Source organism: Microbacterium enclense (assembly GCA_038182865.1).
Taxonomy (GTDB): Bacteria; Actinomycetota; Actinomycetes; order Actinomycetales; family Microbacteriaceae; genus Microbacterium; species Microbacterium enclense_B.
The window spans coordinates 3,733,096-3,745,579 of record CP116226.1 but is presented as its reverse complement, the minus strand read 5'-3'; the positions used below and the strand labels follow the sequence as shown (position 1 = coordinate 3,745,579).

General features: G+C 71.1%; 8 protein-coding genes and 1 tRNA gene. 5 read left to right on the top strand and 4 right to left on the bottom strand.

Features of this window, described 5'->3' with window-relative positions; translation table 11 throughout:
• Positions 1-26 precede the first annotated feature (26 nt).
• Complete coding sequence (locus PIR02_17775) at positions 27-3,068, top strand: amino acid adenylation domain-containing protein (protein WZH36576.1); 3,042 nt, start codon at positions 27-29, stop codon at positions 3,066-3,068.
• A gap of 74 nt (positions 3,069-3,142) precedes the next feature.
• On the opposite strand, the gene PIR02_17770 is transcribed toward PIR02_17775, so the two are convergent.
• Both PIR02_17770 and PIR02_17765 read right to left on the bottom strand, forming a co-directional pair.
• Complete coding sequence (locus PIR02_17770; protein ID WZH36575.1) at positions 3,143-4,003, bottom strand: SGNH/GDSL hydrolase family protein; 861 nt, start codon at positions 4,001-4,003, stop codon at positions 3,143-3,145.
• Positions 4,004-4,054: 51 nt separating this feature from the next.
• Complete coding sequence (locus PIR02_17765; protein ID WZH36574.1) at positions 4,055-4,693, bottom strand: TetR/AcrR family transcriptional regulator; 639 nt, start codon at positions 4,691-4,693, stop codon at positions 4,055-4,057.
• A gap of 131 nt (positions 4,694-4,824) precedes the next feature.
• Between PIR02_17765 and PIR02_17760 the strand changes: the two genes are divergently transcribed.
• From PIR02_17760 to PIR02_17750, 3 genes are all read left to right on the top strand, one after another.
• Positions 4,825-5,907, top strand: a complete 1,083-nt coding sequence (locus tag PIR02_17760; protein ID WZH36573.1) for a Zn-dependent alcohol dehydrogenase — start codon at positions 4,825-4,827, stop codon at positions 5,905-5,907.
• Between the two features lie 189 nt (positions 5,908-6,096).
• Positions 6,097-8,271, top strand: coding sequence for a DEAD/DEAH box helicase family protein (locus PIR02_17755; GenBank protein ID WZH36572.1), 2,175 nt, complete (start codon positions 6,097-6,099; stop codon positions 8,269-8,271).
• 182 nt (positions 8,272-8,453) lie between these two features.
• Positions 8,454-9,533 (top strand): VIT1/CCC1 family protein, encoded by a 1,080-nt coding sequence (locus PIR02_17750; protein WZH36571.1) that lies wholly within the window; start codon positions 8,454-8,456, stop codon positions 9,531-9,533.
• 47 nt (positions 9,534-9,580) lie between these two features.
• Here PIR02_17750 and PIR02_17745 read toward each other — a convergent pair whose 3' ends face one another.
• A complete protein-coding gene (locus PIR02_17745; protein ID WZH36570.1) occupies positions 9,581-10,624 on the bottom strand; it encodes a 2-oxoglutarate and iron-dependent oxygenase domain-containing protein in 1,044 nt (347 codons plus the stop codon).
• A 284-nt stretch (positions 10,625-10,908) separates the two neighbouring features.
• A tRNA-Leu gene (locus PIR02_17740) sits at positions 10,909-10,994 on the bottom strand.
• Positions 10,995-11,175: 181 nt separating this feature from the next.
• Here PIR02_17740 and PIR02_17735 point away from each other — a divergent pair.
• A complete protein-coding gene (locus tag PIR02_17735) occupies positions 11,176-12,477 on the top strand; it encodes a M20/M25/M40 family metallo-hydrolase (GenBank protein ID WZH36569.1) in 1,302 nt (433 codons plus the stop codon).
• The last annotated feature ends 7 nt before the right edge of the window (positions 12,478-12,484 follow it).

The following is a 12,484-nucleotide window of genomic DNA, read 5'->3' as shown; positions in this document are numbered from 1 at the left end:
ACTTCCTCCCTGATCGGAGACCCCCGATGATCGCCGACGTCCTTCAGGCCACTCCGCTCCAGCGCGGCATGCTGGCCCTCGCCGCCGAGACCGACGACGCGTACGTCATCCAGGTGCGCCTCGAGCTCGACGGACGCCTGGATGCCGACCGCCTCCGCTCCGCGGTCGACACCGTCGCGAGGCGTCATCCGGTCGTGCTCGGGCGTTTCGTCGACGAGGGGCTGCCGCACCCCGTCCATCTCATCCCGGCGGACGGGACGATCCCCGTCGAGGAGCGCCCCGGCGACGGTGTGATCGTCGCTGCCGAGGAGCGTCGGCGCGGATTCGACGTGCGCACCGGACCCCTCCTGCGTGTGAGCCTCGTCCACGCCGCCGCGGGTGACGACGTCGTCCTCACCGGGCACCACATCGCGCTCGACGGATGGTCGTTCGGCATCGTCATCGACGAGATCCAGCGGGCCTACGCCGGCGCGTCGCTGCCGGCGGTGCGTCCCTTCCGCGATCAGGTGCTGCACGTCCAGCAGAAGGACGATGACGCCGCCCGCGAGCACTGGCGGTCGCGTCTGCGTGACATCGTGCCGCTGCAGCTGGCCGACCGGGCGACCGAGCCCGGCGACGGGCGGTTCGGAGAGGCGACGATCGAGCAGCGTCGGTGGTCGGCAGCCGACACCGAACGCCTGCTGTCGTTCGCCCGCGCGCGGGACCTGACCCTCAACACCCTCGCGCAGCTCGCGACCGCCGTCATGCTCTCGCGGCTGACCGACCGTGACGACGTCGTCTTCGGCACCACCGTGTCGGGACGCGACCCCGAGCTCGTCGGCAGCGAGCGCATGGTGGGTCTGTTCATCACGACGGTGCCGGTGAGGGTGACCCTCGACGAGACCCCCGTGTCCACCGTGCTCGAGCGGCTGCAGACGGAGTTCGCCGTCGACGTCGCGCACGCGCATCCCGGACTCCGCGCGATCGCCCGTGCCGCCGGCGCCGGAGCCCTTTTCGACACCCTGCTCGTGTTCCAGAACGCCCCGGTCTCGCGTCATGACGGCACCGGTTTCGCCCCGGATGCCGCTGTCCGTCACGCCGACGCGCACAGCCTCACGCACTATCCGCTGGTCATCGCCCCCGCGGTCATCGACGGACGCCTCGTCGTCGACGTCGAGGTGCGCGCCGCCCAACTCGTCGGCTTCTCGGCCGAAGAGCTCGCCGATCTGTGGCGAGCGGCGCTGGACGAGATCGTCGCGAGCCCTGCTGCGCGGGTCGACGACGTCCGGGCGGAACGCGCGGTGGACCGGGCGGCGTGGGCGCGTCTGGCGGGGGAGGCGTGCGCGGGGGGTCGCGTCGACGCCACCGCCCCGGACGACGGCCGCACCGTTCCCGAGCTGCTCGCCGCATCCGTGGCATCCGGACCCCACGACGTGGCCCTCGCTGACGGCGACCGCGCGTGGACATACCGCGAGCTCGACGACCGCACCGCGCGCATCGCCGCCGGTCTCGGGGCGGCGGGAATCGGCGCGGGAGACGTCGTCGGCATCGCCCTCCCGCGCTCGATCGAGGTGGTCGAGGCGCTGTTCGGCATCGCTCGGGCCGGCGCATGCGCGGTCTACCTCGACCCGGAGCTGCCCGACACCCGTCTCGACGCCATCCGACGCCTCGCCGATCCGCGCGCGGTGATCGGCGTCTCTCCCTGGCTCGACGTTCCTGCGGTCGAGCCCGTGGATGCCGCCCCGCCCGTCACCGTCATCCACCCCGACGACGCGCTGTACATGATCTTCACGTCGGGGTCGACGGGCGAACCCAAGGGCGTCATCGCCACGCACCGCGGCATCGTGGCCTTGCACGCCGACCACGCGGAACGGGCGTACGCCGGCGTCGCACGGGCGACACTGACCGTCGGTCACGCGTGGTCGTTCGGGTTCGACGCCTCGTGGCAGCCGCTGCTGGCTCTGTTCTCAGGGCACCGTGTCGAGCTCCTGGATGCCGACACTCTGCGCGATCCCGCCCGCCTCGAGGCCGAGATCCTCGGGCGTGGCATCACGATGGTCGAGCTGTCGCCCACTCTGCACGCGTGCCTTGCCCCCGACAGCCCGGTCCACGAGCGCTTGCGGGTGCTGGGGCTCGGGGGAGAGGCGGTCGGTCGCGACGCGTGGCGCGCGCTCGGGGAGTCTCCGGTGCGCGCCATGAACTTCTACGGACCCACCGAGACGACGGTCGATGCCGTCTCGGCCGTGATGAGCGAGACCGACGAGGTCGTGCTGGGGCGCCCGGTCGCCGGGATGCACGCGTACGTGCTCGACCGGCGGTTGCGGCGGACGCCCGTGGGAGCGGTCGGCGAGCTCTACCTCGCCGGACCGCAGCTCGCTCGCGGATACGCCGCGCGCCCCGCCCTCACCGCGGAACGCTTCGTCGCCGACCCCTTCCGGCACGGGGGGCGCATGTACCGCACCGCCGATCTCGTCCGCCTGCGCCCCGACGGTCGACTCGCCTCCCTCGGCCGCTCCGACGATCAGGTCAAGATCCGCGGGCATCGCATCGAGCTCGGTGAGGTCGCCGCCGCCCTCCGCGGCCTGACCGGGGTGCGCGACGCCGCCGTCCTGCCGAGAGAACGCCCCCGTGGCACGGTGCTGCGAGCGTTCCTCGTCACCGATGACCCCGGTCCCCTCCCACGATTCGCCGATGCCGTCTCCCTCCGCACGACGCTCGCCGCGGTTCTTCCGGGGTACATGATCCCGGCCGACGCGGTGCTGGTGGAGGTACTGCCCCTCACCGCGAACGGCAAGCTCGACACGCGGGCGCTGCAGGCGATCACGCCGGACGCTCCGCGCTCGTCGTCCCCTGTCGTCGACGTCTTCGCCGAGGCAGCCGACGCGGTGCTCGGTCACGCGGTCGATCGAGACGATGACCTCCTCGACGCGGGGATGGACAGTATCGACCTCGTCTCGTTCACGCACGCTCTCGCTGCCCGCGGAGTCACGGTCACGATCGCCGATGTCCTCAGCCGGCGCACGCTCTCGGCCCTCGCGGCGGCGAGGGCCGATGCGGCGCCCGCAGGCGCGGCGCGAGCGTCCGGGTGACGCATCGGGCGTTCTCTCGACGACGGCGTCCCGGTCGGCGGACCCGGGTCATGCTTCCCCGCGTCGACCCGGCCTCAGACCTGGGTCCCGCGGGAGGCCGCGGCATCCGGACCCGGGGCGAGCGTCACGACCGGCAGGGGCTCGGGGCGTTTGGCGAGCACGTGATCGCCCGACGACTGGTGGCGCAGGCGCCGCAGCACCCACGGCACGAGATAGGCCCGCGCCCAGACGAGGTCCTTCTCGCGCGCAGCGCGCCAGGTGGTGGCCGCCAGAGCCTCGGGTTGCATCGGCTGCAGGTCGTTCGGGACGTTGAGCGCTCGCAACACCATCCGCGCCACCTCGTGGTGGCCGAGGGAGTTGTAGTGCAGGCGGTCATCGTCGAAGAAGCGCATGTCCTGCACCTCCTTCAGGCCCCACTGATCGGCGACGACGCAGTCGTACGCGTCGGCGATCGCGCGGATGTTCTCGTTGTAGATCGCGACCTTTCCCCGGATGCCGCGGAACACGGGCGTGAACTCCGTGTCGATGCCCGTGAACACGACGACCGTGGCGTGGTCGCGGCGCAGGCGCGCAACGGCGTCCTCGAACTGCCGCGCGACCGCGTCGGGATCGGTCCCGGGGCGGATGACGTCGTTGCCGCCGGCGGAGAAGGTGATGAGGTCGGGTTTGAGCGCGAGCGCGGGCTCGATCTGGTCGGCGACGATCTGACCGATGAGCTTGCCGCGGACGGCGAGGTTGGCGTACGCGAAGTCGTCGACCTGCGCGGCGAGAACCTCGGCGACGCGATCGGCCCATCCCCGATGGCCGCCGTCGGGCAGCGGGTCACCGATGCCCTCGGTGAACGAATCGCCGAGGGCGACGTAGCGCCGCCACGGGTGCGGGCCGGCGTTGTCGGGCGAGGGCGAGGTGCGGGGCGAGTGCGGATCGAGTGTCATCGAAACCTCCGGCCCCCAGGCTAACCCCGGCCCCTGACACCGCGAACAGTGTCAGCCGCGTGCCTGTTCTTCCACCTCGCCGGGTCGTCCGTCGATCAGCCAGCGGGGGAGGAGCTCGGCGAGGAAGTCGATCATGTCGCTCGCGCTGCGCCCCGCCGGGTCGGCCAACCAATCCAGGAGCGCGCCGACCGCACCGTTCGCGGTGAAGTCCGCCGCCGTGCGCTGGAACGCCTCGGTGGCATCCGGTCTCTCGGTACGGATCGTCGCCCGCAGACCCACGGCGAGGTCGGCGACGAACCGGTCCCGCACGTGCTCCGTCGCCGGGGCGGAGAGCGCGTACAGGAAGAAGGCCCGTTCGGCGATGACGGCTCGAAGAAGGTCGGTCAGGCCGGCGCGCACGATGACCGATCTCTCCAGACCCGATCCCGTCCGCCGTGCGATGTCGTCGGCGACGAGGCTGTCGAAGAGGCGATCGACGGCGGCCACCGCCACGTCGCCCACCGTGGCGAAGTGCGTGTAGAACGTGCTGCGCCCCACGCCCGCCCGCGTGCAGACGGCGGCGACGGTGACCGGCCGATCGCTTTCGAGCAGCTCCCGACAGGCGGTGATGATGCTCTGCCGGGTGCGTGCCGCGCGCGGGTCCGACGCCACCGCGAGCTGGCGTCGTCGGCCCTCCTGGTCGGTCGTCATCGTCCCATCCTGGGGGTTGGGGATGATTATGGACAAGTGTCTATAAAACAGGAGTAGCGTGCGAGGTGATCGACGTCCTCCCGTTCTTCCGGATGACGTCCGACAGTCATCTCTCACAGAAGGGCCAGCCAATGAAGGCAGCAGTTGTTCGGGAGTTCGGGGGCGGTTTCCATACCGAGGACGTCACCGTCTCCGACCCGGTCGGTCGAGAGGTCCTCGTCGAGGTGAAGGCCTCCGGGCTCTGTCACAGCGACGAGCTGGCCCAGTCGACGAACCTCGGCACGGACGTGCCTGCCCTCTTCGGGCACGAGGTGGCCGGGGTCGTCGTCGCCGCCGGCGATCAGGTCACCGACGTCGCCCTCGGCGACCACGTCGTCGGCTGCCTGGTCCAGTACTGCGGGGCCTGCCTGCAATGCCTGACCGGCAACGTCAACCTGTGTCTGCACCCCGAGACGACCCTGCGAGACGGTCGACTCACGGATGCCGACGGCCACGCGCTCACCCAGGGGATGGGTCTCGGCGGCTTCGCCGAGTACGCGCTCATCCACGAGAACCAGCTCGCCAAGGTGCCGGACGAGATGCCGTTCCCCCAGGCGGCTCTGCTCGGCTGCGGCGTCGTCACCGGCGCAGGGGCTGTCATGAACACCGCGAACGTCCGCCCCGGGCAGACTGTGGCCGTCATCGGCACCGGTGGGGTGGGCCTGAACGCCATCAGCGGGGCCATCATCGCCGGCGCAGGCAGGATCATCGCGATCGACGTGGCCGACGACAAGCTCGAGACGGCGCGGTCCTTCGGCGCCACCGACACCGTCAACTCCCGCGAGGTCGACCCCGTGCAGGCGGTGAAAGACCTCACCGGCGGGCTCGGAGCCGACCACGTGTTCGATTTCGTCGGAGCGCCCGGCGTCACCCGCACCGGCTTCGACATGCTCGCCCAGGGCGGCGGGCTGTACCTGATCGGCGTGCTCGACCCGGCCAACGTGCTCGAGGTCTCGTCTCTCGAGATGCTCGGCGGACGCAAGCGCATCGAGGGCGTCTACATGGGCTCCACCAACCCGAAACGCGACATCCCGATGATCGCCCGGCTCTACCTGCAGGGTCGGTACAAGCTCGACGAGCTCGTGTCCAAGACGATCTCGATCGACGAGGTGCAGGAGGGGTACGCGTCACTGCGTGATCCGAAGATCAACCGCGTCGTCATCACGAGCTTCTGAGGGGCCCACCGGCCTTCCCGCGACGGGCGGGAAGGCCGGTGCTCGGAGCGGACGATGAGCCGGAGAGCCATCGTTTCCCGCGCACGACGTTTATCGCCGGTCGGACGCGAGAACCGTCCCCAGCCCGGAGCGGGACCCCTCGGCGGTGACCTATCGTTGATGTTCGCGCTCGCGAGGGATGGAGGTTCGATGCTGGAAGAAGAAGCCCGCACCACGAACCTTCCGCACCAGGATGTTCCGTCCGGCACTCGCGCCCGTGAGACGCGTATGTCCGACACCGCGACGGTCGCGCCGCGGATCGCGAGCCCGGGACCCGTCGCGAGCCCCGGACCGATCGCGAGCCCCGGGCTGACCGCGAGTGCGAGACCTGTCCCGGGCCCCGAGGACCTCGCGCCGCCCGCGCGGCCCGAACCCGGCTCCGTCGCCGCAGCGGCGGCATCCGTTTCCCCCGAGCCCGCGCACGCCACTGCACCCGTCGCCGACGAACCGGCCCCCGGCGCCATCCCCGACGCGAGCGTCCATGGCGACCTCGACGGTACCGAGCCCCACTTCGGGTCCTTCGCCGCCGAGCACCTCTCGCCTTCGTTCCCGCAGCGCGCCCCGTGGGGTACCGCCCAGCGCCTGCGCGCGTGGCAGGCCGAGGCTCTCGACCTGTACTTCGGTCTCGACGGACCCGACGGCGAGGGAAAAGGCCCCCGCGACTTCCTCGCGGCGGCCACCCCCGGCGCCGGAAAGACCACGTTCGCCCTCCGCCTCGCCTCCGAGCTCATGCGCCGCGGCGTCGTGGACCGCATCGTCGTCGTGGCCCCCACCGAACACCTCAAGACGCAGTGGGCCGAGGCGGCGGCGCGCGTCGGCATCCGACTCGATCCCTTCTTCTCGAACCGCCACGCCACGCCGTCGCGTCAGTACCACGGCGTCGCGGTCACGTACGCGCAGGTCGCGGTGAAGGCCGAGGTCCACCAGCGTCTGACGATGGATGCCCGGACCTTGGTGATCCTCGACGAGGTGCACCACGGCGGCGATGCGCTCAGCTGGGGCGACGCCCTGCGCGAGGCGTACAACCGGGCGACGCGACGTCTGCTGCTCTCCGGAACGCCGTTCCGCAGCGACACCGCCCCCATCCCGTTCGTGGAGTACCACCCGAACGAGAAGGGCATCCGCCTCTCGCGCACCGACTACGCGTACGGCTACCGGCGCGCCCTCGACGACGGGGTGGTCCGCCCCGTCTTCTTCCTCGTCTACGCGGGGCAGATGCGCTGGCGCACCAAGGCCGGCGAAGAGATGGAAGCCCAGCTCGGGCAGGACAACACCAAAGACATCACCTCCCAGGCGTGGCGCACCGCGCTCGACCCGAACGGCGACTGGATCCCGGCCGTCCTCCGCTCCGCCGATCGCCGCCTCACCGAGGTGCGCGAGACGGTCCCTGATGCCGGGGGCCTGGTCATCGCCACCGACCAGACCGCCGCGCGCGCGTACGCCGCCATCCTCGAGGACATCAGCGGCGAGAAGGTGACGATCGTCCTCTCCGACGAAGCGGAGGCGTCCGGGCGCATCGAGACGTTCTCGAAAGGCACGAGCCGCTGGATGGTCGCCGTGCGCATGGTGTCGGAGGGGGTCGACGTGCCGCGCCTGGCCGTCGGCGTGTACGCCACCAGCGCGTCCACGCCCCTGTTCTTCGCCCAGGCCATCGGCCGTTTCGTGCGTGCCCGCCGTCGCGGTGAGACCGCGAGCGTGTTCCTGCCGAACGTTCCGCAGCTGCTCGCCCTGGCCGGTGAGATGGAGGCCCAGCGCGACCACGCCCTCGACCGCGACAGCGACGCGGAAGACCAGTGGAACGCCGAAGAAGACATGATGGATGCCGCCGAGCGCGAGGACAAAGCCTCCGACGCGCTCGAGCAGGAGTTCGAGTACCAGGCCCTCGGTTCCCTGGCGCACTTCGACCGCGTGCTCTTCGACGGGCAGGAGTTCGGCCAGCTCGCCGTGCCCGGAACCATCGAGGAGGAGGAGTTCCTCGGCATCCCGGGTCTTCTCGAGCCCGAGCAGGTGCACGAGGTCCTCATGTCGCGGGCGACCCGGCAGTCGCGCCACCGCTCGACCCGAGAGGCGAACGAGAAAGACAGCGGCACCGAGCCGGCGTCGGTCGACGAGGGCGGCCTGCCTGCCCCCCTGCACCGCACGCTCAAGGAGCAGCGCCAGCTGCTGAACACCATGGTCGGCCTCTACGCGCGACAGACCGGCGAACCGCACGGTCTCGTGCACGCCGAACTGCGGCGGATCTGCGGGGGTCCGGCGGTCTCGCACGCCACCGTGGCGCAGCTGCAGGCGCGTATCGACCTGCTGCGCAAGCGCGTCCGCTCCTGAGCGCTGCCCGTCGCGGCGCCTGCGTGGCGCCGCGGTTTCGCGGCCCTCGACCCGCGGGTATTCGCCCCGCGGCGTCCGCGCGGCCTCGCGCTTCGGAACCCCGAAATGCTGTCAGTGTGGCCGACGCGCCCGGGGGAAGGGTTCCGGCTCATTACGGTGGGGGACGACCCCAAGGAGCACCCGTGTCGACCCCCGCCACACCCACCGCCCGCGATCGCCGCCGCTGGGCGCGCTATCTCGTCGATGAACGCGCCGAAGCCCGCGTGTACCGCGAACTCGCCGCCCGCCGAACGGGCGAGGAGCGCGACATCCTGCTCGCTCTCGCCGAGGCTGAGGGGCGTCACGAGCAGCACTGGATCGATCTGCTCGGGGAGCAGCCGCAGCGGTTGCCCGCCCCCGGGATCGGCACGCGGCTGCTCGCGTGGATGGCGCGCCGCTTCGGCTCGATCTTCGTGCTCGCGCTCGCCCAGAATGCCGAGGCGCGTTCGCCGTATGCCGACGAGCCCTACGCGACGGCCGCGATGGCTGCCGATGAGCGCGTGCATCACGAGGTCGTGCGCGGGCTCGCCGCGCGCGGTCGTCGTCGCCTGTCCGGAACCTTCCGGGCCGCCGTGTTCGGCGCGAACGACGGACTCGTCTCCAATCTCGCCCTCGTGATGGGCATCGGAGCGACGGGTGTCGCTCCCGGGTTCGTGCTGTTCAGCGGGATCGCCGGTCTGCTCGCCGGAGCCCTGTCGATGGGCGCGGGGGAGTTCGTGTCGGTGCGGTCGCAGCGCGAGCTGCTCAAGGCCACCGAAGAGAGCGACTTCGCCGACTCGGCCCTGCCGCACCTGGATCTGGATGCCAACGAGCTGGCGCTCGTGTATCGCACGCGCGGCATGGATCCCGACGCCGCCCTCGACAAAGCGCGCGAGGTCGTGACTGCCGCGCAGGCCGGGCAGGCACCCGCGGGGGCCGCGCCGGGGGAGTCGTCGCACGACGTCGTGGGCAGCGATTGGGGTGCCGCGGTGTCGAGCTTCCTGTTCTTCGCGTCGGGGGCGATCATCCCGGTGCTGCCGTGGATCTTCGGCCTGTCGGGCTTCGCCGCGGTGGCGGTGGCGCTGGCTCTCGTGGGGCTGGCGCTCATGGGCACGGGAGCGATGGTCGGTCTGCTCTCCGGTGGCTCGCCGCTGAAGCGTGGCCTGCGCCAGCTCGCGATCGGCTTCGGCGCCGCCGCGGTCACCTACGTGCTGGGCCTGCTGTTCGGGGTGTCAGCGGGCTGACCGCGTGCGGTACCGCGCGGCCGGCGCCCGCCCGCGCGAGAGGGCGCTCAGACGCGGCTCGCCGTGACCCGCGCGGCCTCGCGCACGGCGCTGACATTCTTGCGCCCCGCGCGCGACCCGGCGAGCTTCGCCGCGATGTGCTCGCGCACGGTCACCGGATCGTAGAGCGCCGGGGCCTCGGCCGAGACGAAGTGCGGCAGGGGAGCGATCACCGCGTCGGCGTTGCCGTCGTGGAAGAACGCGGCCGAACGGCGGCGTTCGATCGTGCCATCCACGACCGGCGGCTTGACCCGGTGCAGCGTCGACATCCACTTGTCGTTGGTCAGGCGGGCCGCGACGTCGCCGAGATTGACCAGCAGGGCGCCGTCGGCGGGGGAGACGTCGTTCCACGACCCGTCCTGACCGAGCACCTGCAGGCCCTTCACCTGATCGGCCCACAGCACCGTGACGAGCCCGAAGTCGGTGTGCTCGCCCATGCCTGTGAGCTCGCCGCCCAGCTCGATCGAGCCCGGCGGAAGGGCGTAGTTGTTCATGCGCAGCACGTCGATGGAGTGGTCGGTGACATCGTCGAAGAAGTCTTCGCGCACGCGCAGCGCCGCGGCGAACACCCGCGTCAGCGTGTGCGCGACCCGGCGCGCCTCGGCGTAGTACGCGGTCACCGCGGGCTCGAACACCGTGGTCTCGGCCGGCCACGTGTTGGCGGCGTGGTCGTCGGGAGTCGCCGTGCTGCCCGGGTACTCCGCCGCCGAGGTCCCGATGTTGTACGCCTCGAAGAAGTCATTCATCCGGGTGATGGGGTCGACGCCCAGGCTGTAGCTGAGCGACTCGCTCTTCGGCGGGCTGTATCCGCGGTTCTCGCCGGCCGGCCGTACGTACGCCTTCTTGGCATCCAGCGGCAGCGCGAAGAACTCGTCGATCCCTTCCGTCAGACCGGTGATGACGGCATCCGGGATGCCATGACCCACGATCTGCATGAACCCCACGGTGCGGCACGCGTGGTCGACGGCGGCGGCGACGGCGGCGCGCGCGTCGGGCGAGCCGGGCCCGACCCAGGCGGAGATGTCGATCGTGGGCACGTGGAAGCGGTACATGTCCCCGACGCTAGGGCTGCCGCGTCACATGGGTGTTTCCTCGGTATCACGAGCGGGGACCGGATGCCGGGTACGCGTGGCTCCGAGCGGCGTGGGCCACACCCCACGCGCCGCTGCGCGGCGCGCGGAGCCTCCGGCGGCGTGGGCCACACCCCACGCGCCGCTGCGCGGCTCGCGGAGCCTCCGGCGGCGTGGGCCCAACCCAGAATGGGTCCGAAGCCCTCCCGCTCCCGCAGGAACGATAAAGACCCCCGGGGATGAACCCCGGGGGTCTTTGTCGTCTGTGCGCGAGGGGGGACTTGAACCCCCACGCCCTAATACGGGCACTAGCACCTCAAGCTAGCGCGTCTACCTATTCCGCCACCCGCGCATTGGGTGTTTGTCGCTTGCGCAACGAGGAACGACATTACCACGATCGCAGGCCCGTCTCGAACCGACGTCGCACCCCGGGCGCGGCACGGGACGAGCGGCTCCTCGCGGCCGCGCCGACGCGCCCGTCGCGCAGCGACATGCGACGGTCGACGGCCCCGGCCACAGGTACCGTAGAGCGCATGCCCGAGCTCGAGAACGACGTACCCGAGGTCGCCCGCGTGGCGTCCGACCTCATTCGGTTCGACACCTCGAACTATGGCGGCGGACGCTCCAACGGAGAACGGGAAGCCGCCGAGTACGTCGGGGCCTACCTCGAGGGGCTGGGCCTGTCGACCGAGTACTACGAGCCCATCGCGCGGCGGACGAACGTCAGCGCGCGCGTCCCCGGACGCAACCCCGACAAGCCCGCCCTGGTCCTGCACGGCCACCTCGATGTGGTTCCGGCCGTCGCCGAGGACTGGAGCGTCGACCCGTTCTCCGGCGAGATCCGCGACGGCATCCTGTGGGGTCGCGGAGCGGTCGACATGAAGGACATGGATGCCATGATCCTCACCTCCGTCGCCGACGTGCTGCGCGCGGGGGAGCAGCCCGAGCGCGACATCATCGTGACGTTCTTCGCGGACGAGGAGAACGGCGGCGTCGAGGGGTCTGCCCTGGTCGTGAAGGACAAGCCCGAATGGTTCGCCGGTGCGACGGAGGCGATCAGCGAGGTCGGCGGCTACTCGATCGCGGTCGGTGATCGCCGGGCGTACCTGCTGCAGGTGGGGGAGAAGGCCCTCATCTGGATCAAGCTCATCGCGCGCGGTCGCGCCGGGCACGGCAGCGGCCTGCATCCCGACAACGCGGTCACCGCCCTCGCCGAAGCGGTGTCCGCGCTCGGCCGCACGGCGTGGCCCGTGCGCCTGACCGACACGACCACGCGACTGCTCGCCGGCCTGGCCGAGATCACCGGAGACGACGCGGGCGACCCCGATGCGCTCGCTCTGCGTACGGGCGCGGCATCCAGCTTCATCCGCTCGACGCTGCGGACCACGACGAACCCCACCGGCCTGACCGCGGGATACAAGCACAACGTCATCCCCGACCGCGCCGAGGCGCTGATCGACGTGCGCGTGCTCCCCGGAACCGAACGCGCCGCGCTCGACGACATCCGCCGGATCGTCGGACCCCACATCGAGATCGAGGTCGTCCACACCGACATCGGCCTCGAGGTGCCGTTCTCGGGCGACCTCGTCGACGCCATGGTCGCGCAACTCGACCGGCACGACCCCGGTGTACCGGTCATTCCATACCTGATGGGCGGCGGCACCGACAACAAGGCCCTCGCGGGCCTCGGAATCTCCGGTTACGGATTCGCGCCGTTGCGACTTCCCGCCGATCTCGACTTCACCGGGATGTTCCACGGTGTCGACGAGCGCGTCCCCGTCGACGCGCTCGAGTTCGGTCGACGAGTTCTCGCCGACCTCATCCGGACGTACTGAAGGACCG